The organism is Streptomyces sp. NPDC012794 (genome assembly GCF_042901085.1).
Taxonomy (GTDB): Bacteria; Actinomycetota; Actinomycetes; order Streptomycetales; family Streptomycetaceae; genus Streptomyces.
On record NZ_JBIBCI010000003.1, the window covers coordinates 339,476 to 363,730 of the forward strand.

Sequence of the window (24,255 nt, forward strand, 5' to 3'; positions counted from 1 at the left end):
GTCGGACGGTATCGCGTCCACCATGCCTCTACGCGCGTAGCACTGTCGGAAGTGAAAACTTGCGGCCAACTGGCCACAAGTGGTCACCGACTCAGGGGGGAGACGCGGTGCGGGGTCCGGGAGCGGTTGAGACCGCTTCCCGGACCCCGGTGACCGCGACGGGACGTCAGACGGGCCGTTACGGCGTGGTCTTGACGGTGATCTTCTTCGCGATGATGTCGGCCTTCGCCTTGTCCACCGCGGCGATCAGGTCGGCCATGTTCTTGTACTCGGGGTTGGAGTCGGCCAGGCCGACGCCGTCCTTGTCCAGGCCGTAGCGGACCTCACCGGACTGCGGGCTGCCGTCCTTGACCGACTTGATCAGGTTGTAGACCGCGTCGGAGACGTCCTTGGTGACCGAGGTCAGGATCTTGTCCTTGTACTTGGACAGACCGGCCTGGTTGTACTGGTCGGAGTCGACACCGATGGCCCACTTGCCGGAGGTCGCGGCGGCCTCGATGGCGCCCGAGCCGGCGAGGCCGGCGGCGGCGTAGATCACGTCGGCGCCGCCGTCGATCTGGCCCTTGGCCGCGGCCTTGCCCAGGTCGGGCTTGGCGAAGCCACCGAAGTCCGGCGGCTGAGAGAGGTACTTGGTCAGTACCTTCGCGTTGGGGTTGGTGTCCTTGACGCCCTGGGCGAAGCCCGCCTCGAACTTCTTGATCAGCGGAACCTCGACACCGCCGATGAAGCCGACCGTGCCGCTCTTCGAGGCCTTGGCGGCGGCGACGCCGGCCAGGTAGGAGCCCTGCTCCTCGTTGAAGACCAGGTTGGCGATGTTCTTCTCGGTCACCGAGGTGTCGTCGATGATGCCGAACGTGGTGTTCGGGAACTTCGCCGCGACCTTCTTGATGGCCGGCGCGTAGGCGAAGCCGACGCCGATGACCGGGTTGTTGCCCTTGCGGGCCAGCTCGGTGAGGCGCTGGACCTTGTCGGCCTCGCTCTCGCCCTCGGTGGGCTCCGCCTCGGCGCCCTTGACCTTCAGGTCCTTCTCGGCCTTCTCGAGGCCCGCGTAGGCGGCGTCGTTGAACGACTGGTCGCCACGGCCGCCGATGTCGTACGCGATGGCCGCGCCCGCGGAGGAGGAGGCGCTGCCGTCGGCAGACGGGCTGTCCGAGGACTTCTTTCCGCCACAGGCGGTGGCCGAGAGGGCCAGCGCCGCGGACGCGAGGCCCACGGTGGCGATCCTGGTGATCCGGCGCAAGGGGAGGCTCCTTCAAAACCTGACCGAAGCGCCACGACCGGCGCTGGTTTCGCCGCGATCGTAACGCGCGTAGATGTCAGTTAAAGGCCCGTTCATGAGTCGTTATCGGATCGACGCGAACCGGACAGTGACCGATCGGTAACGGGACGGGCGTCCGGCCCTTGCGTACCAAGGGCTGGACGCCTCCGACGGCCGGCCCGCCGGTGCTGTACAGAGCTTTTCGCGATTTTCAGCCGACGGGCCTGCCGCGGCGTCCGTCGAGGAGCGCGGCGGCCGTGAAGAACTCCACGCCGTAGCCGATCGCGGACTCGTCGACGTCGAAGTCGCCCCGGTGCAGGTCCCGCTTGGCGGTGTCGCCGGGCCGGCGGACGCCGAGGCGGGCCATGGCGCCGGGGACGTGCTCCAGGTACCAGGAGAAGTCCTCGCCGCCGAGGCTCTGCTCGGTGTCCTCGACCGACTCCGGGCCGCACCGGGCGCCCATGGCCTCCCGGAGCAGCTCGGTGACCACCGGGTCGTTGACCACCGGGGGCACCCCGCGCACGTGGTTGATCTCGAACTTGGCCCCGTGCATGGTGGCGACCTCGTCGATCGCCGCGTGGATCATGTCCGGGGCCTCGTACCAGGCGTTGAGGTCCAGGCAGCGGACCGTGCCGGACAGCTCGGCGTGCATCGGGATGACGTTGCAGGCGTGCCCGGACTCGATCCGGCCCCAGGTCACGGACATGCCCGAGCGGGCGTCCATCCGGCGGGCCAGCAGGGCCGGGACGTCGACGGCGACCCGCGCGGCGGCCGTCACCATGTCGGTGGTCAGGTGCGGGCGGGCGGTGTGGCCGCCCGGGCCGGCCAGGGTCACCTCCAGGCGGTCGCAGGCCGAGGTGATGGGGCCGGGGCGCAGGCCGATCATGCCGGCGTCGACCCGGGGGTCGCAGTGCACCGCGATGATCCTGCCGACGCCGTCCAGCACCCCGGACTCGATGGCCTCGGTCGCGCCGCCCGGCAGCACCTCCTCGGCGGGCTGGAACAGCAGCCGCACCGGGCGGGGCAGCAGGCCCTGGCGGTCGAGCTCGGCGAGGACCAGGCCGGCGCCGAGGACGACGGCGGTGTGGACGTCGTGGCCGCAGGCGTGGGCGCGGTCCGGGTAGGTGGAGCGGTACGGGACGTGCGTCTTGGCGTCCGGGATGGGCAGGGCGTCGATGTCCGCGCGCAGGGCCAGCATCGGCCGTTCCCCGTCCCAGGTGCCGACGTCACAGATGAGCCCGGTACCGGACTGCAGGACGCGTGGTCGCAGGCCGGCCTTCTCCAGCCGGGCCTTGATCGCCGCGGTGGTACGGAACTCCTGGTGTCCTAGCTCGGGGTGCATGTGCAGGTCCCGGCGGAAAGCGATCAGTTCGGCACGGAGCCGGTCCGGCAGCTTGCCGGGCAGCTCGGGCCGGGCAGGCTTGCCGGGCAGGGCGGTCTGGGGCTCGCGGGACATCAACTGGTTCACCCGTTGAAGGGTAGGCGCACGGATGGGTCAACTGTCCGGAGATCACCAAAAGTTCATGCCCTTAGGGGAAAGAAAAGGACCTCTGGAGGCATGACCGGTTGCGGCCGGGGGTAAACTCACGCGCTCATCCGGCCGCCGCGGCGCTCCGTACCGGGGGCGGAAGCGGCCGCTCGCACAGCCCCGGCCCGGCGGGGTGATCAGCTGACGGCGAGCTTCGCGGCGAAACCGAGGAAGACCGCGCCCGCCGCCGAGGTCGCGCCGGCCGACAGCCGCTTGCGGCGGCGGAACGCGGTGGACAGCCGGGTGCCCGCGAATATCAGGGTGGACAGGTAGAGGAAGCTGCTTAGCTGCGAGACCGCCCCGAGGAGCAGGAACGACAGCGCCGGGTAGGCGTACCCGGGGTCGACGAACTGCACGAAGAAGGAGAGCAGGAAGAGGATCGCCTTCGGATTGAGCAGGCTCACCAGCAGCGCCCGCCGGTAGGGCCGCTCGGCCGCGGCCGTCTCCTGCCCAGCCGGCTCCTCGTCCCGGACCCCGCGGCTGCGCCACATGCCCCGGGCGGCGCGCAGCATGCCGACGGCCAGCCAGCCGAGGTAGCCGGCGCCGAGGACCTTGACCACGGTGAACAGCACCGGGCTGGCCTGGAGCAGCGCGCCCGCCCCGACCGCCGCGAGCACCATGAGCACGGTGTCCCCGCTGAACACCCCGCAGGCGGCCTTGTACCCCTCCTTGACCCCGCGCCGGGAGGCGACGGAGAGTACGTACAGCGAGTTGGGCCCCGGCAGCAGCACGATCAGCACGACGGCGGCGAGATACGTAGGAAGATCAGTCACACCCAGCATGGGCAGGAGTGTCCCATGAGGACGCACCTGTCTCGCCAGTCGATTTCAGTGGGTGGGACCGGACGGTTCGTAGCTCCCCCAGACCTCCCGCAGCACCCCGCACACCTCCCCCACCGTGGCCCGCGCCCGCAGGGCCTCCTTCATCGGGGGCAGTACGTTCTCCCGCGTGCCGGCCGCCGCCTCCCGCAGTGCGGCCAGCGTCCGCCCCACCGCCCGTCCGTCCCGCGTCGCCCTGAGCCGCTCCAGAGCGGCGCACTGCCGGGCCTCGATCGCCGGGTCCACCCGCAGCGGCTCGTACCGCTCCTCCCGCTCCAGCGCGAAGCGGTTGACGCCGACCACGATCCGCTCGCCGCTCTCCTGCTCGCGCGCGATGCGGTAGGCGTTGGCCTCGATCTCCTCCTTCTGGAAGCCCGCCTCGATCGCCGCGACCGCCCCGCCCTGGTCCTCGATCCGCCGCATCAGGGCGAGCGCGGCCGCCTCCACCTCGTCCGTCATCCGCTCCACCGCGTACGACCCGGCGAAGGGATCGACCGTCAGCGGCACGTCCGTCTCGTACGCCAGCACCTGCTGGGTGCGCAGCGCGAGGCGGGCCGCCTTCTCCGTCGGCAGCGCGATGGCCTCGTCGAAGGAGTTGGTGTGCAGGGACTGGGTGCCGCCCAGCACGGCGGCCAGCGCCTGCACGCCCACGCGTACGAGGTTCAGCTCGGGCTGCTGCGCCGTCAGCTGCACCCCTGCCGTCTGGGTGTGGAAGCGCAGCATCAGGGACTTCGGGTCGCGGGCCCCGAACTCCTCGCGCATCACCCGGGCCCAGATCCGCCGCGCGGCCCGGAATTTAGCCACCTCCTCCAGGAGGGTGGTGCGGGCGACGAAGAAGAAGGACAGCCGGGGCGCGAACTCGTCGACCGCCATCCCGGCGCCGATCGCGGTACGGACGTACGCGATCGCGTCGGCGAGGGTGAAGGCGATCTCCTGCACGGGCGAGGCCCCGGCTTCGGCCATGTGGTAGCCGGAGACGGAGATGGTGTTCCACCTGGGCATCTCCTCGCGGCAGTAGCCGAAGACGTCGGCCGTCAGCCGCAGGGAGGGGCCGGGCGGGAAGATGTACGTCCCGCGGGCGATGTACTCCTTCAGGACGTCGTTCTGGACGGTGCCCGTCAGCCGCCCGCCCGGGATGCCCTGTTCCTCCGCGACCAGCTGGTACATCAGGAGCAGCAGGGCGGCGGGGGCGTTGATGGTCATCGAGGTCGACACCCGGTCGAGGGGGATGCCGTCGAGGAGCGCCCGCATGTCCTCGACCGAGTCGACGGCGACGCCGACCTTGCCGACCTCCCCGTGCGCGAGGGGGGCGTCGGAGTCGTGCCCCATCTGGGTGGGCAGGTCGAAGGCCACGGAGAGGCCGGTCCCGCCGCCCTCGATGAGCGCCCGGTAGCGGGCGTTGGATTCGGCGGCCGTGCCGAACCCGGCGTACTGGCGCATGGTCCAGGGCCGCGCGGTGTACATCGTGGGGTGGATGCCGCGGGTGTAGGGGTACTCCCCGGGGCTGCCGAGCCGGACCCGGGGGTCCCAGCCCGTGAGGTCGGCCGGGCCGTAGACGGGTTCGAGGGGGATTCCGCTCTCGGTTCGTGCCATCGACGTGCCTCCGTGGGGTCCTGTCCCGGATGGGACCGGTGGGGTCCCTGCCTACCTCGCGGGGGCGGGCCGGAGGCGGCTGACGCGCCTGACGGCCGTCCTCCCGGCCGCCCGGACGGCGCGCGCCGCCACTCGTTCGAGTGTGGTGCGGGGGTCCGGCGGAGAGGGAGCGGGCCCGGGCCCCGCCTGGGCGCCATGACGGCACGGGAGAGCCGGGGAGCCGACGGGCGGCAGGTCCGGGGCACCTGCCGGCCGCCGTCCGGGGCCTCGTCGGCGCCGCTGTCCGGGTGGGACCGGAGCCGTCTTGGCGACACCGCGCGGCCGGGTGCAACTTTCCGTGCCGTCGAGGCGTCACCCTGATACACGACGTTGAATCCGGGGGACCCCACCATGCAGCGACAGAGAACCATCGTCCGTACGCTCGGCCTGGCCGCCGCCGTCGCGCTCGCCGCGACCGCGTGCGCTCCCCAGGGCGCCGGGGCCGGTTCGGCCGCACCCTCCTCACCGACGGCGTCCCCCACGGCCTCCCCGTCCAAGCAGGACGACAAGCCGGGCGAGTCCTCGCCCTCCGCGTCGCCCTCCCAGTCCCCGTCGTCCTCGTCCTCGCCGTCGTCCTCGGCCGCCCCCGGCCCCAAGGCGCTCATGGCCAACGGCGACGAGAGCGAGCAGGTCCGGGAACTCCAGGCGCGGCTGCGCCAGCTGAAGCTGGTGTCGACGGCGCCCACCGGCTTCTACGGCTCTAAGACCACCGCTGCGGTCAAGGCCTTCCAGTCGCAGCACGGGCTGCCCGCGACCGGGTCGGTGGACGAGGCCACCTGGCAGAAGGTGCAGGGCCTCAGCAAGAAGCCGACGGAGCAGGAGCTGCGTCCGCCGACCACCAACGAGGTGGACGCCCCGGATCCGCGCTGCATGCAGGGGCGGGTGATGTGCATCAGCAAGGAGAGCCGCACCCTGGCCTGGATGATCGACGGCAAGGTCGTCTCCACGATGGACGTGCGCTTCGGCTCGGAGAACACGCCGACCCGCGAGGGCCTCTTCCAGGTGGAGTGGAAGGCGAAGCAGTGGACGTCGACGATCTACCACACGTCGATGCCGTACTCGATGTTCTTCAGCCAGGGCCAGGCGGTGCACTACTCGTCCGACTTCGCTGCCCGCGGCTATGACGGCGCCTCGCACGGCTGTGTGAACGTCCGGGACAAGAAGAAGCTGTCGGAGCTGTTCGACCAGGTGAAGGTGGGCGACAAGGTCGTCGTCTACTGGTGACCGGGGCCCGGTGGTCCGGGGGCCGGTGGTCCGGGGGCCGGTGGCGGTCGTGAGGAGAGGGGGCGCGGGCAGGGCCGGGGGAACGTGCCCCGCCCGCGCCGGGTGCGCCGAGCCCAGGGGTACGGGGGGAACCCCGGCTCGTGCGCGGCCGATGACCAGTCGGCTCGATACGTACTGCGCCGGCGGTTCGAAAAGTGTTACTGCCCCGGCCGGAGGGTCTGCGGAAACGATTCAGCCGACGGTCGCGGCCACCCGTTTCAGCGGCTGCGGAAGCCCAGCCCGCCGCTCGTCAGGGAGGACGGCGAGGGCAGCGGAACGCCGCCCTGGGCCGCACCGCTCTGCGGGACGCCGCCGCCCCGGGGGGCTCCGTCCAGCAGGGTCGCGCAGAAGCGATGGACCTTCGCGGCCCCGCCCGCGAGCTTGGCGAGGTACTCGCGCCGGTCGTCGCTGAGGTTCTTCGCCTTGTTCTCCCGGCACAGGTCCTCGGGCCGGGGCTTTTCGGCGCCGCTGTGGCCGCCGCCGGCACCGCCGCTGCCGGCGCCGCCGGCGCTGCTGTCGATGAACCTGTCAGGGGTGCCGTCGGTGCCCGCCGCGCCCCCGCCGCCCGTGGCGGCCGTGCCGGGCGGCGCCGACGGGCTGGGGGTGGCGCCGGGGGGCGTACGCGTGTCCGTGCCCGGCATCCGCGAGGCGTCCGGGCCGTACGAGAAGCCGCCGCCGCCCAGGGACGGGGTCGGCCGCAGCTGCGGGGCGAGGGGGCTGGGGCCCGCGGTGTCCCCGGCCGGCGCCGGGTCCGAGTCGGCGGTGACGGAGACCGCCGGGGCGGGGCCCGCCGTCAGGTGCGCGGCACGGTCCAGCAGGCCGGTTCCGGCGACGGCCGCGAGCCCGCCGACGGCGACGCCGGCCAGCGCGGCCGCCAGCCCGAACCGCGCGGCCGTGGCGGGGCGCCGCTGCGCGGGAATGCGTACGGGGGGCATCGGGGCCAGGTCGACCAGGGGTTCGCCGGCGCCGCCGGGGGCCGGAGCGGGGGTCCCGGCGGGCTCCGTCGCGGGCGCCGTGGCGCGGGCCGCGCGGAAGGCGGCCAGGGCGGCTTCCTCGCCGGGCAGCTCGCCGCCGGCGGTCCGGGGCGTCAGGGCGTCGAGGGCGGCGCGCATCCGGGCGGCCTCCGCCCGGGCGCGGGGGTCGGCGCCGACCGGGTCGGGGGTTCCTCCGCGCAGCAGTTCGTCCGCCGCGGCCCGGTCCAGCCACGCGTTGTGCTCGTCGGCCATCACATGTCCTTCTGCGTCCGCCAACGTGAATGCGTCACACCGGTTTGCTCCACCAGGTCCGCCGCCCGCGCGCGCTGTGCGGGTACCGCGTCGAGATCGCGCTCCCGTGCCTGGTCCCCGGCATTATGGCCGACCCGGGCGCGGGATTCCGCTTCCTTTTCCGTCCCGCCCGCCCCGCCGGCGGGGCCGGACTCCGCGCCCAGCAGTTCCGCGAGCTTCTTCAGCCCCCGGTGGGCGGCCGTGCGGACGGCTCCGGGGCGCTTGCCGAGGGTCTCGGCCGCGCTCTTCGCGTCCAGGCCGACGACCACCCGCAGGACGACGGCCTCCGCCTGGTCCTGCGGGAGCTGGGCTATCAGCTTCATGGTCCGCCCGGTGGACAGGGCTTCCATGGCCTCGCCGTACGTGTCGGAGTCCGCGGCCCGGCCGGTCAGCTCGGTCTCGTCGCCGCCGATGGCGGGGCGGCGGCCGCGCATGCGGATGTGGTCCAGGGCCCGGTTGCGGGCGATCCGGGCGGCCCAGCCGCGGAAGCGGTCGGCGTCGCCGGTGAAGGATCCGAGGTCGCGGGCGATCTGCAGCCAGGCTTCGGAGGTCACGTCCTCGGCATCGCCGTCACCGACGAGCGTGCGTACGTATCCGAGCAGGCGCGGGTGCACGGCGCGGTACACAGTCCGGAACGCGCTCTCGTCGCCGTCCTGTGCCGCGAGCACCGCGGCGGTCAGCTCCGCGTCGTCCCCCAGCAAAGTCCCCAACCCGTTCGACGTCCTGTACGTGTGGCGCAAATCCGCACGTTACGGCTTTCAAGCACTCTCGTCCACGAGTTCTACAACCAGCGACCAAGCCTGCGCGGAGCGGGGTGTGACAGAAAACGCACTCCATACGCTGACATGGATACGGGCTTGTCGCACGAGTCCGTGACGGATGGCGACCGGGGCCTCTCCTGTGGGGGGTGGCGGCCCCGGTCGTCCTCCCCTCTCCAGTCGGGGCAAACCTCCCCGCCTCATCCTTTCGGCTCACTTCCGGGTGAAATCCCCGTATGGGCAGGGCACCGCCCCTCCGAGATCGCTAGCGTGGCGGCACACCCGCGCCACGCCCCGAGGAGAACCGCTGTCCAGCCAGCTTCCGGCACAGGTCCGCGGTCCGGCCTCCGCCCCCGGCGCCGGACTGGCGCGCTTCAACGCCCTGCCCCCCGAGACCGCCCGCGCGGTCCTGCTGCGCTGCTGCGGCAGCGGGCGCTGGGCCCACCGGGTGGCCGCCCACCGCCCCTATCCCGACACCGCCTCCCTGCTGGCGGGCGCGGACGAAGCCGCGTACGACCTCTCCCAGGGCGACCTCTCCGAGGCGCTGGCCCTGGAGTCCTCGGCGGAGCTGGGCCAGGGAGCCCCGTACGCCGCGCTCCTCGCCCTCGACGCGGCGCGGGCGGAGTACGAGCGGACCTTCGGGCACGCCTTCGTGATCTGCCTGGACGGGCACCCGCCCGAGGAACAGGTGGACCAGCTGCTGGCCGCGATCCGCCGGAGGATGGCTCACGAGATCGACGAGGAGCGCTCGATCGCCGCCGACGAACTGCGTCTGCTGGCCCGCTCCCGGATGGTCCGTCTGCTGGACCGACTCGCCGGAGCGCACCGACCGGACCCCGACGACGGCCTGCCTGCCGCTGATTTCGGACTATTTGCCCCTGCGGGGTAGTCCGTCCGTGCCTGTTTGATCACACCGACGGACCCCGGGCGAGGGAACCGACAAAGCGTCGCTACGATGTCCGGGGCCGGTGGACCGTACCCGGCCGGGCCCGACCGACAAAGAAGCCGGCTGGCCCCCGCCCCGCTTCCGGAGGGTTTTCCGTGCCGGCTGGAACGTTGTACCGCGGCCGGGAAGGAATGTGGTCCTGGGTGGCTCATCGAGTCACCGGCGTCCTCATCTTCTTCTTCCTGTTCGTACACGTCCTCGACACCGCTCTCGTCCGCGTCTCCCCCGAGGCGTACGACGATGTCGTGGCTACCTACAAGACCCCGATCGTCGCGCTGCTGGAGTACGGCCTCGTGGCCGCCATCCTCTTCCACGCGCTCAACGGTCTCCGTGTCATCGCCGTGGACTTCTGGTCCAAGGGCCCCCGCCACCAGAAGACGATGCTCTGGTCGGTCGTCGTGGTCTGGGTCGTCCTGATGGGCGGGGCCCTGTACCCCGTACTCGGCCACGCCTACCTCGAACTGTTCGGGAAGTGACACGCATGTCCTCTGACACTTCTTCCGCCAAGGCGATCGGCGACGTGGAGGGCGTTTCCCTCTACGACACCGACAACCCGGCGCCCTACATCGAGGCGCCGCGCAAGCGCACGGGCAAGACCCCGCGCTCGACCCGCGGCAACTTCGAGATGGCCGCCTGGCTCTTCATGCGCCTCTCGGGCATCGTCCTCGTCGTCCTGGTCATCGGCCACCTGCTGATCCAGCTGGTGCTGGACGGCGGCGTCTCCAAGATCGGCTTCGCCTTCGTGGCCGGCCGCTGGGCGTCCCCGTTCTGGCAGGTCTGGGACCTGCTGATGCTGTGGCTGGCCATGCTGCACGGCGCCAACGGTCTGCGTACCGTCATCAACGACTACGCGGAGCGCGCCAACACGCGGCTGTGGCTGAAGGGCCTGCTCTACACCGCCACGGTGTTCACCATCCTTCTGGGCACGCTGGTGATCTTCACCTTCGACCCGAACATCCGCTAGGCACGGGCTGAGGCGAATCGACTCATGAAGATCCACAAGTACGACACCGTCATCGTCGGCGCCGGCGGCGCGGGCATGCGCGCCGCCATCGAGGCGACGAAGCGCAGCCGCACCGCCGTGCTGACGAAGCTCTACCCCACCCGCTCCCACACGGGCGCCGCGCAGGGCGGCATGGCCGCCGCGCTGGCCAACGTGGAGGACGACAACTGGGAGTGGCACACCTTCGACACGGTCAAGGGCGGTGACTACCTGGTCGACCAGGACGCCGCCGAGATCCTGGCGAAGGAGGCCATCGACGCGGTCCTCGACCTCGAGAAGATGGGCCTGCCGTTCAACCGCACCCCGGACGGCACGATCGACCAGCGCCGTTTCGGCGGCCACTCGCGCAACCACGGCGAGGCCCCGGTCCGCCGGTCCTGCTACGCCGCGGACCGCACCGGCCACATGATCCTCCAGACGCTGTACCAGAACTGCGTCAAGGAGGGCGTGGAGTTCTTCAACGAGTTCTACGTCCTGGACCAGCTCCTGGTCGAGGAGGACGGCGTCAAGAAGTCGGCCGGCGTGGTCGCGTACGAGCTCGCCACCGGCGAGATCCACGTGTTCCAGGCGAAGGCCGTCATCTACGCCTCCGGCGGCACCGGCAAGTTCTTCAAGGTGACCTCCAACGCGCACACCCTCACCGGTGACGGCCAGGCGGCCTGCTACCGCCGCGGCCTGCCGCTGGAGGACATGGAGTTCTTCCAGTTCCACCCGACGGGCATCTGGCGCATGGGCATCCTGCTGACGGAGGGCGCCCGCGGTGAGGGCGGCATCCTCCGCAACAAGGACGGCGAGCGCTTCATGGAGAAGTACGCGCCGGTCATGAAGGACCTCGCGTCCCGTGACGTCGTCTCGCGCTCCATCTACACGGAGATCCGCGAGGGCCGCGGCTGCGGTCCCGCCGGCGACCACGTGTACCTGGACCTGACGCACCTGCCGCCGGAGCAGCTCGACGCGAAGCTCCCGGACATCACCGAGTTCGCGCGCACCTACCTGGGCATCGAGCCGTACACGGACCCGATCCCGATCCAGCCCACCGCGCACTACGCCATGGGCGGCATCCCGACCAACGTCGAGGGTGAGGTCCTGGCGGACAACACCACCGTCGTCCCCGGCCTGTACGCGGCCGGCGAGGTCGCGTGCGTGTCGGTGCACGGCGCCAACCGCCTGGGCACCAACTCGCTGCTGGACATCAACGTCTTCGGCAAGCGCTCCGGCATCGCGGCGGCCAGGTACGCGGCCGAGAACGACTACGTCGAGCTGCCGGAGAACCCGGCGCAGCAGGTGGCCGACCTCGTCGAGCACCTGCGCAACTCCACGGGCAAGGAGCGGGTCGCCGACCTGCGCCTGGAGCTCCAGGAGACGATGGACGCGAACGTGATGGTCTTCCGTACGGAGCAGACCATCAAGACCGCGGTCGAGAAGATCGCGGAGCTGCGCGAGCGCTACAAGAACGTGTCCGTCCAGGACAAGGGCAAGCGTTTCAACACGGACCTGCTGGAGGCCATCGAGCTGGGCAACCTGCTCGACCTGGCCGAGGTCATGGCCGTGTCCGCCCTGGCGCGCAAGGAGTCCCGCGGCGGTCACTACCGCGAGGACTACCCGAACCGCGACGACGTCAACTTCATGCGCCACACCATGGCGTACCGCGAGGTCGGCGCCGACGGCCAGGACTCCGTGCGCCTGGACTACAAGCCCGTCGTCGTCACCCGCTACCAGCCGATGGAGCGTAAGTACTGATGGCCACCCCGACCCTGGACAAGATGGAGGCGGCGGCCGCCGCCTCGCCGTACATCACGGTCACCTTCCGGATCCGCCGCTTCAACCCCGAGGTCTCCGACCAGGCGGAGTGGCAGGACTTCCAGATCGAGATCGACCCGAAGGAGCGCGTGCTCGACGGTCTCCACAAGATCAAGTGGGACCTCGACGGCACGCTGACCTTCCGCCGCTCGTGCGCGCACGGCATCTGCGGCTCCGACGCGATGCGGATCAACGGCAAGAACAGGCTCGCCTGCAAGACGCTGATCAAGGACATCAACCCGGAGAAGCCGATCACCGTCGAGGCCATCAAGGGCCTCACGGTGATGAAGGACCTCGTGGTCGACATGGAGCCCTTCTTCCAGGCGTACCGCGACGTCATGCCGTTCCTGGTCACCAAGGGCAACGAGCCGACGCGCGAGCGCCTGCAGTCCGCCGAGGACCGCGAGCGCTTCGACGACACCACCAAGTGCATCCTGTGCGCCGCGTGCACGTCCTCGTGCCCGGTGTTCTGGAACGACGGCCAGTACTTCGGCCCGGCGGCGATCGTCAACGCGCACCGCTTCATCTTCGACTCGCGTGACGAGGCCGGCGAGCAGCGGCTGGAGATCCTGAACGACAAGGACGGCGTGTGGCGCTGCCGCACGACCTTCAACTGCACCGACGCGTGCCCGCGCGGCATCGAGGTCACGAAGGCGATCCAGGAAGTCAAGCGGGCGCTGATCACCCGCCGCTTCTGATCCCTTCGAGGCGCCGCCCGCGGCGCCGAGCAGGACCCCGCCCGCCGGTCCCGGCCTCGGCCGAGACCGGCGGGCATCGGGCCCCGCCCCCGGACATCCTCCGGGGGCGGGGCCCTTCCGCGTACCCGGGGCCCGTCACCAGTCGCTTGAACCTGTTCAAAAATGGGTCTACAGTCGGTCCTGCCAGAGAGTTGAACACGTTCAAGGGGGCTGGGGCAATGGACCTCACCGTGGCCGCGTACGTCATCTACCTGTTCATCAGCATCGGACTGACCGTCTGGGTCGCCCGTACGCTCAGCCGCAACGGCCGCGTCTTCATCGCCGACGTCCTCCAGGGGAACGAGAAGCTCGCGGACGCCGTCAACCACCTCCTGGTGGTCGGCTTCTACCTCGTCAACATCGGCTTCGTGACCCTGTACCTGCGCTCGGGCGAGACGATCCTCGAAGCCCGGGGCCTCTTCGAGGCCCTGTCGGTCAAGCTCGGCGTCGTCCTGCTGGTCCTCGGCGTCATGCACCTCGGCAACGTGTGGGTGCTGAGCCGGATGCGCCGCCGGGGGATCATGGAGCGGCAGGCCGCGCAGCGGCCGCCGATGCCGCCGCTCCCCCCGCAGGGGTGGACCGTGCCGGCCGGGGCCTGACCCGTGGCGCGGGCCGTGCGGGCCGGTGCCGTCCGGTCCCTGACCGTCCTGTACGACGCCGACTGCCCCGTGTGCGTCCACATCCGGAACTGGCTGGGCCGGCAACGGCAGCTGGTCCCGCTGCGGCTGATGCCGGCCGCCTCGGCCGAGGCGCGGCGGCGGTTCCCGGAGCTGGCGCACGCCGAGACGCTCCGCGAGATCACCGTCGTCGGCGACGCGGGGCAGCTGTGGCGCGGGGCGGACGCCTTCGTCGTCTGCCTGTGGGCCCTGGCCGAGCACCGTGCGAAGGCCGACTGGCTCGCCACCCCGGCGGGCCGTCCCTTCGCCAGGGCCGCCATGCACACGGCCGCCGCCGTACGGCACGCCGTACGTTCCAAGTCCGAAGCGGAGCCCGGGGAACCGGCCTGTGACGAGCAGTGCTCCGCGCCCCGATAAAGTCGGACACCGTGACAGATCAGAAGGCTCCCAAAAGCGAGCAGACCCGCACGCTCATTCTCGAAACCGCGCTCCGGCTCTTCCAGGAGCGCGGGTTCGACAAGACGACCATGCGGGGCATCGCCAAGGAGGCGGGGGTCTCGGTCGGCAACGCGTACTACTACTTCGAGTCGAAGGAACACCTCGTCCAGGGCTTCTACGACCGGATCGGCGCGGCCCACCAGGCGGCGGTCCGGCCCATCCTGGACCAGGAGACCGATCTCCAGAAGCGGCTCGCCGGCGTACTGACGAGCTGGCTCGAAATCGCGGAGCCCTACCACGAGTTCGCCTCGCAGTTCTTCAAGAACGCGGCGGACCCCGAGAGTCCGCTCAGCCCGTTCTCCGCGGAATCGGAACCGGCGCGCAAGGCGGCCATCGACATCCACCGCGAGGTGCTGGCCGGGGCGAAGACCAAGGTGCCCGCCGAACTGGCCGACGCCCTGCCGGAACTGATGTGGCTCTCCCAGATGGGCCTGGTCCTGTACTGGGTCTTCGACCGCTCGCCCGGCAGCGAGAAGTCCCGCCGGCTCGCCGAGCGCGGGGCGCAGCTGACCACGCGCGGCATCGTGCTGGCCCGGTTCCGGGTGCTGCGGCCGCTGGTGCGCGAGGTGCACGAGCTCTTCGCGGACTTCCTGCCGGGCATGGCGCAGACGGCGGCCTCGCGCGCCGGGACGCGGACCCCGGAGCCCCGCTCCGTCCGCTCCGGGGAGGAGTGAGGGCCCCGGGTCACCGGCCGGGGAGTCACGGGGTCAGGCCTGGTACGAGGCCAGTTCGACGACGGTGATGTCGGACGGCGCGCCGACCCGGACCGGCGGCCCCCAGGCACCCGCGCCCCGCGACACGTACAGCTGGGTGTCGCCGTAGCGTTCCAGGCCCGCGACGGTCGGGTTCGCCAGCTCGGCCAGGTACTTGCCGGGCCACAGCTGGCCGCCGTGGGTGTGCCCGGAGAGCTGGAGGTCCACGCCGTGGCGGACGGCCTCGTCGATCACGATCGGCTGGTGGGCGAGGAGTACGGAGGCACGCGCGCGGTCGCGGTCGCCGAGGGCCGCGCGGAAGTCCGGGCCCTTGCCCTCCTTCTCGCCCTGGACGTCGTTGACCCCGGCGAGGTCGAAGTGGGGCAGCTCGCGGCGGGCGTTCTCCAAGGGGACGAGGCCGAGTTCGCGGACGTGGTCGATCCACTGCTGGGCGCCGGAGAAGTACTCGTGGTTGCCGGTGACGAAGTAGCTCCCGAGGCGGGCGCTCAGCTCGCGCAGCGGCTCGGCGGCGGGGCCGAGGTCACGGACGTCGCCGTCCACGAGGTCGCCGACGATGGCGATGAGGTCGGGCTGGGTGCGGTTGACGGTGTCGACGATGCGGCGGGTGTGGGCGCGGCCGAGGACCGGGCCGAGGTGGACGTCGCTGACGACGGCGATGCGGAACCCGTGCGCGGCGCGGGGCAGCCGGGCCAGCGGCACCTGCACGCGCTTCACGCGGGGCCCGCGCAGCACGCCGTGGGTGCCGTTCCCGACGGTCACCGCGGCCGCGGCGACGGCGGCCCCGCCGAGCACCCGCGCGACGAACACCCGACGGCCGACCGCGCCGGCGGCCGGATCGAGGGCCTGGCCGGCGGCCGGATCGAGGGCCTGGCCGGGAGCCGGGGCGGGAGCCGGGTCGGGGGCCGCGCCGGCGGCCGGCTCGGGAGCCGCGCCCGGAGCCGGGTCGGGGGCTGCGCCGGGGGCCGGCTGGGCCGTTCCCCCGCCCGCCCCGGCCGGTCCGCCCGCGGCGGAGGCCAGTTCGAGCCCCTCCGGCGCCCGGGGGGCCGGGGGTGCGGGAATCCGGCGGAGCCACAGGCGGCGGACCGGTTCCGCCACCGCCATCGCCATCGTCAGGTACAGCAGCACCGCCAGCCACATGTACCCCGGCCACGCCACCAGCCGCTCCAGCCAGAACGGCGCACCCGCCCGCCCGGCGGTCAGCGCCGCCAGTGCCAGGAGCGGCAGCGCGAAGGCCAGGACGGTGCCCGCCTTCCGTGCCGGGCCGCCCGCGCGGGTCGTGTCGCGGACCAGCCGGATCCAGAGCCAGCGGTGGACCGACGCGAGCAGCGCCAGTACCGCGACCACCGCCACGATCGCCACGACCACGGTCATCGTGATTCCCGTCGCAGGGCCAGGACGCCGCGCAGCCCGATCACACCAACGGCCGTCCCCAGCAGAAACGACGTGACCGCCAGGAGAAGGTGGACCCAGAAGTAGGCCGTGGGCTTTCCGCCGTCGAAAGCCAGACCGCTGGCGTCGTGGAAGAGGTTCTTGACGAACGTGGACCAGATCACCCAGGACCAGGCTCCGAACGCTGCGAGGAACCAGGACGCGGTACGGCTGAGTTTCATGTCCCCAGTATCGGTTTCGTCCCCAGGACGGACGCGCCGGGGTGGGCCGTACCGGGTGTGGTTGGGCCCGGTTGGCCGGTCCCGGACGCCTGGCAGTCCATCGGGATGTACGTTCACCTGCGTGTCTGCCAAGAAGACCGCGCTGACGGTCCTTTCCGCCGCACTGCTGCTACCAGCGGTCCTCGTGGCACCCGCGAGCGCGCCCGCGCTCGCCGCGCCGGCGCCGCCCCCGCCGGCCGACGGGAAGGGCAGGCCCCGGAAGGCACCGCACGCCCCGGCGCCGCCCCCCGCGATGTCCACCGTCGGCGGCGCCCGCCTCGGGCTGCCCGGGACCCAGGTCAATCCGCTGCCCGGGGCGCCCTCCCTGCCGGCCAACCTCAGCGGCCGGTCCTGGATCGTGGCGGACGCCGAGACCGGGGAGGTCCTCGCGGCGCACAACGCCCACTGGCGGCTGCCCCCGGCGTCCACCCTGAAGATGCTCTTCGCCGACACGGTGCTGCCCGGCCTCCCCAAGGACCGGGTGCACAGGGTCACCGACGAGGACATGGAGGGGGTCGGCCCCGGCAGCAGCCTGGTGGGGGTCAAGGAGGACCACGAGTACAGCGTCCACGACCTGTGGCTCGGCGTGTTCCTGCGCTCCGGGAACGACGCGGTGCACGTCCTCTCGGCCATGAACGGCGGCGTCGAGAAGACCGTCAAGGACATGCAGGCGCACGCCGAGGAGCTCCAGGCCCTGGACACCCACGTGGTGTCCCCCGACGGCTACGACGCCCCCGAGCAGGTGTCGAGTGCGTACGACCTCACCCTCATCGCCCGCTCCGGGCTCCAGAAGCAGGACTTCCGGGAGTACTGCGGCACGGTCGAGGCGAAGTTCCCCGGCAGGCAGGAGGAGGGCAGGCCGCGCGAGTACTTCGAGATCCAGAACACCAACCGGCTGATGACCGGGGCGGGCGGCATCAGCCCGTACAAGGGCATCGCCGGGGTGAAGAACGGCACCACCACCATGGCCGGCTCGACCTTCACCGGCGCCGCCCAGCGCGGGAACAAGAAGCTGCTGGTGACGGTGATGAACCCGGACAACGGCGGGCTGAACGGGGTGTACGAGGAGACCGCCCAGCTCTTCGACTGGGGCTTCGAGGCCGCCGGGAAGGTCAAGCCGGTGGGCGAGCTGGTGCCGCCGAAGAGCGCGGACACCTCCCCGCACGGCTCCCCCGCCCAGTCCCACGAGAAGGGCGGGCCGTCGGCGGGCGGCGACGCCTCCGGCAGCAGCGGCCTCGGCACGGCGTTCGGCATCACCGGCGGGGCCCTGGCGGCCCTGGCGGGCGGGGCCTTCGCGGTCAACCGCCGCTGGCCGCGCGGCCGCCGCGGCCCGGGGGGCGGTGCGGGCAGCGGCGGTTAGGCCGTCCCCGGGGCGGCGCCGGCTTCGGCGGCTTCGGTGTCTTCCGCGTCCGCGTCCCCGTCGGGGGTCGCCGTCCAGGCCGCGCAGAACAGGAGCAGCCGCGCCGTGAAGCTGATCCACAGCAGCAGGGCGATCGGCACGCCGAAGGCCCCGTACATGCTCTTGGCCGCGACCTCCCTGATGTAGCCGCTGAGCAGCAGCTTCAGCAGCTCGAAGCCCGCCGCGCCGATCAGTGCCGCCTGGATCAGCCGGCCGCGCGGCGGCTCCACGCCGGGCAGCAGGGTGAGCAGGTAGAGCAGCAGCAGGAAGGCCGCCAGTACGCCGACGAGGAAGGCCGCGGCGCGCAGCAGCGCCCCACCGGCGCCCTCGCGCGGGATGCCGAGGAGCTCGGCGGACCTGCCGACCGCGCTGGCTCCGACGATCGACGCGGCCGCCGAGGCCAGGGCCGCGCCGCCGAGGCCGAGGAGCACGAGGGCGTCCTTGCCCTTGCGCAGGAAGGGGTTGCCCTCGTCCTCGTCGTCCTTCTCCCAGACGGCGCGCAGGCAGTCGCGCATGGAGCCGATCCAGCCGATGCCGGTGAAGAGGAGGAGGGCGCCGGCGACGAGGCCGACGGTGCCGGCGTTGGCGACGAGCGCCTCCAGGTCGAGCTGGTCGGAGATGCCGGGGACCTGTTCGGCGAGGCTGCGCTGGAGACGCTCCAGCTGTTCCCGGCTGAGCAGCCCGGCGCCGACGGCGGCGGCGACCGTGATCAGGGGGAACAGCGCGAGGAAGCTGATGAAGGTGATCGCGGCGGCGAGCCGGGTCCAGTGCACCCGGTCGAGACGCTCGTACGAACGCCAGGCGTGGGTCCGCATGGCGGCGGACGCCGCCGGGCCGATCACCGGGAGTTTCTTCAGCCAGTCCATGGGGCCACCGTAAATGAGCTGCTGGAAATAGCCGGAATTGTCGCTTTCGGGCACTACGGTCGTCGATTGTGACTTTTCGCCCTACGGATCGTCCCCCGGCCCGGCCGTTCCACACCCTGCTGCTTCGGAGCCTGCGGTTCCGCGCCCACCGGGTCCTGCGCCCCCTGCGTCAGGAGCGCGGCACGACGGTGTCGCCCACCGGAGCGGGCTGTGCCGGGACGCCGGGGGCGCCCGCGCCGAAGGGGTACTCGCGCAGCTTGCGCCAGACCCCGTCCGAGCCCTGCTCGTAGAGCCCGAAGCCCTCGCACAGCCAGTCGGCGGCGTAGTCGGCCAGCTCGGCGTAGGCCCGGTCCATCGCCTCCTCGGAGATCCCGTGGGCGACCGTGACGTGCGGGTGGTACGGGAAGGCCAGCTCGCGGGCGAGCGGCCCGCGGGGGTCGCGTACCTGCCCCTGGAGGCGGGTGCAGTCCGGGGTGCCCTCGGCGAGCCGGACGAAGACGACCGGCGAGAGGGGGCGGAAGGTTCCCGTCCCCTCCAGGCGCATCGGGAAGGCCCGGAAGGCCCGCGCGACCTCCGTCAGGTGGGCGCGGATGGCGGGCAGCCGGTCCGCCTCCACCTCGGTGGGCGGTACGAGGGTGACGTGCGTGGGGATGCCGTGCGCGGCGGCGTCCCCGAAGCCGGCGCGCAGCTGCTGGAGCTGGCGGCCGTACGGCTCCGGGACCGCGATCGAAACGCCGAGCGTTACGGTCCCCACGTATGTCTCCTTGGTGTGTGTACGAGGTGCTGCCGCTCAGTGTGGCGCCAGCACGCCCTCGGCCGCCAGGGGCGCCGGTCCGTCAGTGCTTGGCGGGCAGGAAACCGAGGCGGTCGTAGGCCTGCGCCAGGGTCTCCGCGGCGACCGCCCGGGCCTTCTCCGCACCCTTGGCCAGCAGGGAGTCCAGGGTCTCCGGGTCGTCCAGGTACTCCTGGGTGCGCTGCTTGAAGGGTGTGACGAAATCGACCATCACACCGGCGAGGTCGGTCTTGAGCGCGCCGTAGCCCTTGCCCTCGTACTGGGCCTCCAGGGCGGGGATCGACTCGCCCGTGAGGGTGGAGTAGATCGTGAGCAGGTTGCTGACGCCCGGCTTGTTCTCGGTGTCGAAGCGGATCTCGGAGCCGGTGTCGGTGACCGCGCTCTTGATCTTCTTCTCGGTGACCTTGGGCTCGTCGAGGAGGTTGATCAGGCCCTTGGGGGAGGACGCGGACTTCGACATCTTGATCGCCGGGTCCTGGAGGTCGTAGATCTTCGCGACCTCCTTGACGATGTGCGCGGCGGGAAGGGTGAAGGTCCGGCCGAAGCGCTGGTTGAAGCGCTCCGCCAGGTCGCGGGTCAGCTCGATGTGCTGGCGCTGGTCCTCGCCGACCGGGACGGCGTTCGCCTGGTAGAGGAGGATGTCGGCGACCTGGAGGATCGGGTAGGTGAACAGGCCGACGCTGGCGCTGTTGACCCCGCCCTTGGCGGACTTGTCCTTGAACTGGGTCATCCGGCTGGCCTCACCGAAGCCGGTGATGCAGTTCATGACCCAGCCCAGCTGCGCGTGCTCCGGGACGTGGCTCTGGATGAAGAGCGTGCACCGCTCGGGGTCCAGGCCGGCGGCGAGGAGCTGCGCGGCGGACAGCCGGGTGTTCGCGCGGAGGTCCTTCGGGTCCTGCGGCATGGTGATCGCGTGCAGGTCGACGACCATGTAGAAGGCGTCGTGCGTCTCCTGGAGGGCGACGTACTGGCGGATCGCTCCGAGGTAGTTCCCGAGGTGGAACGAGCCGGAGGTGGGCTGGATGCCGGAGAGCGCGCGGGGACGATCAGAAGCCATGCCCCCATTCTCTCAGGTGCGGGGCCGCTCTCCGGCCGCACACCGGCCGGAACCCACCGGTGCGGTTCGGGCCCGGGGCCGGGGGACGGCCCCGGACGGCCCGCGCGGAGGGGCGCCCGGTGGCCGGATCCCGCCCCCGGCCGGGCGGCCCGTCAGGCCCCGTGGGAAGCGGGGCGGGGGCGTCGGTCCCCCGCCCCGCCCTCCCGGTCAGGCGAGCGGCAGGCCGGGGGCCGGGAAGGCGGCCATCAGGTCCGCGACCTCGGAGCGGATCCCGGCCAGGGCCGGCTCGTCGGACTTCGCGGCGGCGTCGACCGCGCGGGAGATCCAGCCCGCCACCAGCGGCATGTGCTCCGCCCCCAGGCCCCGCGACGTCAGCGACGGGGTGCCGATGCGGATGCCCGACGGGTCGAACGGCTTGCGCGGGTCGAACGGCACCGTGTTGTAGTTCACGACGATCCCCGCCCGGTCCAGCGCCTTCGCCGCGACCTTGCCCGGCACGTCCCGCGAGGTCAGGTCCATCAGGATCAGGTGGTTGTCCGTGCCGCCCGAGACGAGGTCGAAGCCGCGCTCCAGCAGGGCGGAGGCCAGCGCCTTCGCGTTGGCGACGACCGCGTGCGCGTACGAGACGAAGGACGGCTGCGCGGCCTCGTGCAGGGCCACCGCGATGCCCGCCGTCGTCTGGTTGTGCGGGCCGCCCTGGAGGCCCGGGAAGACCGCCTTGTCGATGGCCTTCGCGTGCTCCTCCCGGCACATCAGCATCGCGCCGCGCGGCCCGCGCAGGGTCTTGTGGGTGGTCGTGGAGATCACGTCCACGTGCCCCGCCGGGGAGGGGTGGGCGCCGCCCGCGATCAGGCCGGCGATGTGGGCCACGTCCGCGACCAGTACCGAGCCCGCCTCCTCGGCGATCGAGGCGAAGGCCGCGAAGTCGATGGTCCGCGGAAGGGCCGTGCCACCACAGAAGATGATCTTCGGGCGCTCCGCCAGGGCCAGCTCCCGGACCGCGTCGTAGTCGATCAGCCCGGTGTCGGCCCGCACGCCGTACTGGACGCCGCGGAACCAGGAGCCCGTCGCCGAGACGCCCCAGCCGTGCGTCAGGTGGCCGCCCATCGGCAGGGCCATGCCCATCACCGTGTCGCCGGGCTTCGCGAAGGCCAGGTAGACGGCCAGGTTGGCCGGGGAGCCGGAGTAGGGCTGGACGTTCGCGTGGTCCACCCCGAACAGGCCCTTGGCCCGCTCCACGGCGAGGGCCTCGACCCGGTCGATGTTCTGCTGGCCCTCGTAATAGCGGCGGCCCGGGTAGCCCTCGCTGTACTTGTTCTGCAGGACGGTGCCGGATGCCTCCAGCACGGCCGCGGAGACGTAGTTCTCGCTGGGGATCAGCCGCAGGGTCTCCGCCTGGAGCGTCTCCTCGGCGGTGACGAGCGAGGCGAGCTCGGGGTCGGTGGCGTACAGGGCGGGCTGGCGGTGCGCGGTCATCGCGGCTCCTCCGGGGTCGATGTCGGTTCGTCCCCGCGAGGCCCAGGCGAGCGGCCCTGTGTGCGGTCGTGCGCGCTCGACTCCCCCGGAGTCGGTTCTCCGTACGCCAGTCGCCGTGCGTACCGGACACCTTAGCTGGCGCGGCACCGGGGAGGTTTCCGGTCCCACGATCCGAGCGACGATACAAAGGACGTCACCCACGTCACCCGCGCCACCAGCCAGACGGACGATCGGAGACCCCGTGTCGAGAACTGCTGATGCCATCCGCTCCGCCGACGAACACAGCGCGCACAACTACCACCCCCTGCCGATCGTCGTCGCGACGGCGGAGGGGGCGTGGATGACCGACGTGGAGGGCCGCCGGTACCTCGACATGCTCGCCGGGTACTCGGCGCTCAACTTCGGCCACGGCAACCGCAGGTTGATCGAAGCCGCCCGCGCCCAGCTGGAGCGGGTCACCCTCACCTCCCGCGCCTTCCACCACGACCGCTTCGCCGATTTCTGCGCCGAACTGGCCGCGCTCTGCGGCAAGGAGATGGTGCTGCCCATGAACACGGGCGCGGAGGCGGTGGAGACCGCGGTGAAGACGGCCCGCAAGTGGGGATACGAGGTCAAGGGCGTCCCGGACGGCCAGGCCAAGATCGTCGTCGCCGCGAACAACTTCCACGGCCGTACGACGACCATCGTGTCCTTCTCCACCGACCACGAGGCCCGCGACCACTACGGCCCCTACACGCCCGGCTTCGAGATCGTCCCCTACGGGGACCTGACCGCCCTCGACGCCGCCGTCACCGCCAACACCGTGGCCGTGCTGCTGGAGCCGATCCAGGGCGAGGCGGGGGTCCTCGTCCCGCCCGCCGGATACCTGGCGGGCGTACGGGAACTGACGCGCCGGCGGAACGTCCTGTTCATGGCGGACGAGATCCAGTCGGGCCTGGGCCGCACCGGCCGGACCTTCGCGTGCGAGCACGAGGGCGTCGTGCCCGACGTGTACGTCCTGGGCAAGGCGCTCGGCGGCGGGGTCGTGCCCGTGTCCGCCGTGGTCGCCGACCGGGACGTGCTCGGGGTGTTCCGCCCCGGCGAGCACGGGTCCACCTTCGGCGGGAACCCGCTGGCCTGCGCCGTCGCGCTGGAGGTGATCGCGATGCTGCGCACCGGCGAGTACCAGGAGCGCGCCGCCGAACTCGGCGACCACCTGCACCGGGAGCTGAACCTGCTGACCGGCGGCGGCGCGGTGACCGCCGTACGCGGCCGCGGGCTCTGGGCGGGCGTGGACGTCGACCCGTCGCGCGGGACGGGCCGCGAGGTCTCCGAGAAGCTGATGGAGCTCGGGGTCCTGGTGAAAGACACCCACGGGTCGACGATCCGGATCGCGCCGCCGCTGGTGATCACCAAGGAGGACCTGGACTGGGGGCTGGACCAGCTGCGCTCGGTGCTCTCCGCCTGACGGCCCGACGGCGCCGGGAGGCGGGCGCGACGGGCGCGGCCGGACCCTCCGGTCCCGGCGGCGCCCGTCGCCGCTCCCGGCCCCGCGGTGGACACCGCGAGCGGTCCGCCGGACGATGGGAGGACCCGTACGGGTGCGCGCCCTGCCGATCCCGGGCCCGACCCTCCGATGGGAGCAACCCCATGCACCGACGCAACCGACACACCCTGCTCTGCGGCGTCCTGGCGTCCTCCGTCGCCCTCGGCGGCGCCGCTGCCCTCGCCGCACCGGCCGCCGCCCAGGCGGTGGTACCCGCCGCCAGCTGCACGGTCACACCCGACCCGCAAGGGCGGTTCGTCGTCATCACCGGCGAGGGGTTCACTCCGCCGCGCAACCTCAACGACGGCGAGTCCACCGAACCGCTGAACATCGACGCCGATGGCAACTTCCGGGTCCAGCGGTTCCAGAAGAACGTCGACTACACCGTCCTCGCGGTCAACGAGGACCAGGACTTCGTCTTCGTGAACTGCAAGGTCGCGGGGTCCACGCCCTCCGCCGGCGACTCGAGGGAGTACCAGAAGGGCTATTCGGACGGGCACACGGCCGGCATGAAGGCGGCGTCCCGGTCGAACTGCGACGTCCCGCCCCAGCCCGACAAGAGCCAGGACCACTCCGAGTCCTACTGGCGCGGCTGGAGGTCGGGGGCCGAAACGTCCTTCGACAGCTACTGCGGCGACGACAACTGACGGCCCT

Annotated in this window: 24 protein-coding genes; 12 read left to right on the forward strand and 12 right to left on the reverse strand. The window is 71.9% G+C overall.

Annotated features, from left to right (window positions below):
- Positions 1-178 precede the first annotated feature (178 nt).
- The 4 genes from ACFY7H_RS07655 to ACFY7H_RS07670 form a co-directional block, all read right to left on the reverse strand.
- On the reverse strand, positions 179-1,240 hold the full coding sequence (locus ACFY7H_RS07655; protein ID WP_388934551.1) for a BMP family protein: 1,062 nt from the start codon (positions 1,238-1,240) through the stop codon (positions 179-181).
- Between the two features lie 229 nt (positions 1,241-1,469).
- A complete protein-coding gene (locus ACFY7H_RS07660; RefSeq protein ID WP_388935008.1) occupies positions 1,470-2,714 on the reverse strand; it encodes an amidohydrolase in 1,245 nt (414 codons plus the stop codon).
- Between the two features lie 209 nt (positions 2,715-2,923).
- Positions 2,924-3,568: a leucine efflux protein LeuE gene (gene leuE / locus ACFY7H_RS07665; protein ID WP_388934554.1), complete on the reverse strand. Its 645-nt coding sequence runs from the start codon at positions 3,566-3,568 to the stop codon at positions 2,924-2,926.
- Between the two features lie 45 nt (positions 3,569-3,613).
- Entirely contained in the window at positions 3,614-5,197 is a 1,584-nt protein-coding gene (locus tag ACFY7H_RS07670) for a methylmalonyl-CoA mutase (RefSeq protein ID WP_388934557.1), read from the reverse strand.
- Between the two features lie 390 nt (positions 5,198-5,587).
- On the opposite strand from ACFY7H_RS07670, the gene ACFY7H_RS07675 reads away from it, so the two are divergent.
- On the forward strand, positions 5,588-6,460 hold the full coding sequence (locus ACFY7H_RS07675) for a peptidoglycan-binding protein (protein WP_388934559.1): 873 nt from the start codon (positions 5,588-5,590) through the stop codon (positions 6,458-6,460).
- 257 nt (positions 6,461-6,717) lie between these two features.
- On the opposite strand, the gene ACFY7H_RS07680 is transcribed toward ACFY7H_RS07675, so the two are convergent.
- Both ACFY7H_RS07680 and ACFY7H_RS07685 read right to left on the reverse strand, forming a co-directional pair.
- A complete protein-coding gene (locus ACFY7H_RS07680; RefSeq protein ID WP_388934562.1) occupies positions 6,718-7,725 on the reverse strand; it encodes a hypothetical protein in 1,008 nt (335 codons plus the stop codon).
- Complete coding sequence (locus tag ACFY7H_RS07685; protein WP_388935013.1) at positions 7,725-8,465, reverse strand: RNA polymerase sigma factor; 741 nt, start codon at positions 8,463-8,465, stop codon at positions 7,725-7,727. The genes ACFY7H_RS07680 and ACFY7H_RS07685 overlap by 1 nt, the downstream gene beginning before the upstream one ends.
- A 364-nt stretch (positions 8,466-8,829) precedes the next feature.
- Here ACFY7H_RS07685 and ACFY7H_RS07690 point away from each other — a divergent pair, with 364 nt between their 5' ends.
- The 8 genes from ACFY7H_RS07690 to ACFY7H_RS07725 all read left to right on the forward strand — a co-directional run bounded on the left by ACFY7H_RS07690 (position 8,830) and on the right by ACFY7H_RS07725 (position 14,797).
- The gene (locus ACFY7H_RS07690; RefSeq protein ID WP_388935017.1) at positions 8,830-9,411 is read left to right on the forward strand and encodes a 2-oxo-4-hydroxy-4-carboxy-5-ureidoimidazoline decarboxylase; all 582 of its coding nucleotides are present in this window, start codon (positions 8,830-8,832) and stop codon (positions 9,409-9,411) included.
- A 152-nt stretch (positions 9,412-9,563) separates the two neighbouring features.
- Positions 9,564-9,944 carry a succinate dehydrogenase, cytochrome b556 subunit gene (gene sdhC / locus ACFY7H_RS07695; protein WP_388934565.1) on the forward strand — a complete coding sequence of 127 codons (381 nt, stop codon included), beginning with the start codon at positions 9,564-9,566 and terminating at the stop codon, positions 9,942-9,944.
- 5 nt (positions 9,945-9,949) lie between these two features.
- On the forward strand, positions 9,950-10,432 hold the full coding sequence (locus ACFY7H_RS07700; RefSeq protein ID WP_267033120.1) for a succinate dehydrogenase hydrophobic membrane anchor subunit: 483 nt from the start codon (positions 9,950-9,952) through the stop codon (positions 10,430-10,432).
- Positions 10,433-10,456: 24 nt separating this feature from the next.
- Positions 10,457-12,211 (forward strand): succinate dehydrogenase flavoprotein subunit, encoded by a 1,755-nt coding sequence (gene sdhA / locus ACFY7H_RS07705; protein ID WP_388934566.1) that lies wholly within the window; start codon positions 10,457-10,459, stop codon positions 12,209-12,211.
- Complete coding sequence (locus ACFY7H_RS07710; protein WP_388934568.1) at positions 12,211-12,969, forward strand: succinate dehydrogenase iron-sulfur subunit; 759 nt, start codon at positions 12,211-12,213, stop codon at positions 12,967-12,969. The genes sdhA and ACFY7H_RS07710 overlap by 1 nt, the downstream gene beginning before the upstream one ends.
- Before the next feature lie 218 nt (positions 12,970-13,187).
- Positions 13,188-13,607: a hypothetical protein gene (locus ACFY7H_RS07715; RefSeq protein ID WP_388934570.1), complete on the forward strand. Its 420-nt coding sequence runs from the start codon at positions 13,188-13,190 to the stop codon at positions 13,605-13,607.
- 15 nt (positions 13,608-13,622) lie between these two features.
- Positions 13,623-14,042, forward strand: coding sequence for a thiol-disulfide oxidoreductase DCC family protein (locus ACFY7H_RS07720; protein ID WP_388934572.1), 420 nt, complete (start codon positions 13,623-13,625; stop codon positions 14,040-14,042).
- A gap of 11 nt (positions 14,043-14,053) precedes the next feature.
- Positions 14,054-14,797: a TetR/AcrR family transcriptional regulator gene (locus ACFY7H_RS07725; RefSeq protein WP_388934574.1), complete on the forward strand. Its 744-nt coding sequence runs from the start codon at positions 14,054-14,056 to the stop codon at positions 14,795-14,797.
- A gap of 33 nt (positions 14,798-14,830) precedes the next feature.
- Here the strand turns inward: ACFY7H_RS07725 and ACFY7H_RS07730 are convergent, their stop codons facing one another.
- Positions 14,831-16,207: a metallophosphoesterase gene (locus ACFY7H_RS07730; RefSeq protein ID WP_388934577.1), complete on the reverse strand. Its 1,377-nt coding sequence runs from the start codon at positions 16,205-16,207 to the stop codon at positions 14,831-14,833.
- Positions 16,204-16,446, reverse strand: coding sequence for an SCO4848 family membrane protein (locus ACFY7H_RS07735; protein ID WP_388934580.1), 243 nt, complete (start codon positions 16,444-16,446; stop codon positions 16,204-16,206). The genes ACFY7H_RS07730 and ACFY7H_RS07735 overlap by 4 nt, the downstream gene beginning before the upstream one ends.
- A gap of 121 nt (positions 16,447-16,567) precedes the next feature.
- On the opposite strand from ACFY7H_RS07735, the gene ACFY7H_RS07740 reads away from it, so the two are divergent.
- A complete protein-coding gene (locus ACFY7H_RS07740) occupies positions 16,568-17,845 on the forward strand; it encodes a D-alanyl-D-alanine carboxypeptidase family protein (protein WP_388934583.1) in 1,278 nt (425 codons plus the stop codon).
- Here ACFY7H_RS07740 and ACFY7H_RS07745 read toward each other — a convergent pair.
- From ACFY7H_RS07745 to glyA, 4 genes are all read right to left on the reverse strand, one after another.
- A complete protein-coding gene (locus tag ACFY7H_RS07745; RefSeq protein ID WP_388934586.1) occupies positions 17,842-18,750 on the reverse strand; it encodes a YhjD/YihY/BrkB family envelope integrity protein in 909 nt (302 codons plus the stop codon). The two genes, ACFY7H_RS07740 and ACFY7H_RS07745, sit on opposite strands and share 4 nt — an antisense overlap.
- Before the next feature lie 169 nt (positions 18,751-18,919).
- The gene (locus tag ACFY7H_RS07750; RefSeq protein WP_388934588.1) at positions 18,920-19,504 is read right to left on the reverse strand and encodes a 2'-5' RNA ligase family protein; all 585 of its coding nucleotides are present in this window, start codon (positions 19,502-19,504) and stop codon (positions 18,920-18,922) included.
- Positions 19,505-19,586: 82 nt separating this feature from the next.
- Positions 19,587-20,600, reverse strand: a complete 1,014-nt coding sequence (gene trpS / locus ACFY7H_RS07755) for a tryptophan--tRNA ligase (RefSeq protein ID WP_388934591.1) — start codon at positions 20,598-20,600, stop codon at positions 19,587-19,589.
- A gap of 207 nt (positions 20,601-20,807) precedes the next feature.
- Positions 20,808-22,076, reverse strand: coding sequence for a serine hydroxymethyltransferase (glyA, locus tag ACFY7H_RS07760; RefSeq protein ID WP_388934593.1), 1,269 nt, complete (start codon positions 22,074-22,076; stop codon positions 20,808-20,810).
- A gap of 241 nt (positions 22,077-22,317) precedes the next feature.
- Between glyA and rocD the strand changes: the two genes are divergently transcribed.
- Together rocD and ACFY7H_RS07770 are read left to right on the forward strand one after the other, a co-directional pair.
- Entirely contained in the window at positions 22,318-23,523 is a 1,206-nt protein-coding gene (gene rocD / locus ACFY7H_RS07765; RefSeq protein ID WP_388934595.1) for an ornithine--oxo-acid transaminase, read from the forward strand.
- Positions 23,524-23,705: 182 nt separating this feature from the next.
- Complete coding sequence (locus ACFY7H_RS07770) at positions 23,706-24,248, forward strand: hypothetical protein (RefSeq protein WP_388934598.1); 543 nt, start codon at positions 23,706-23,708, stop codon at positions 24,246-24,248.
- The last annotated feature ends 7 nt before the right edge of the window (positions 24,249-24,255 follow it).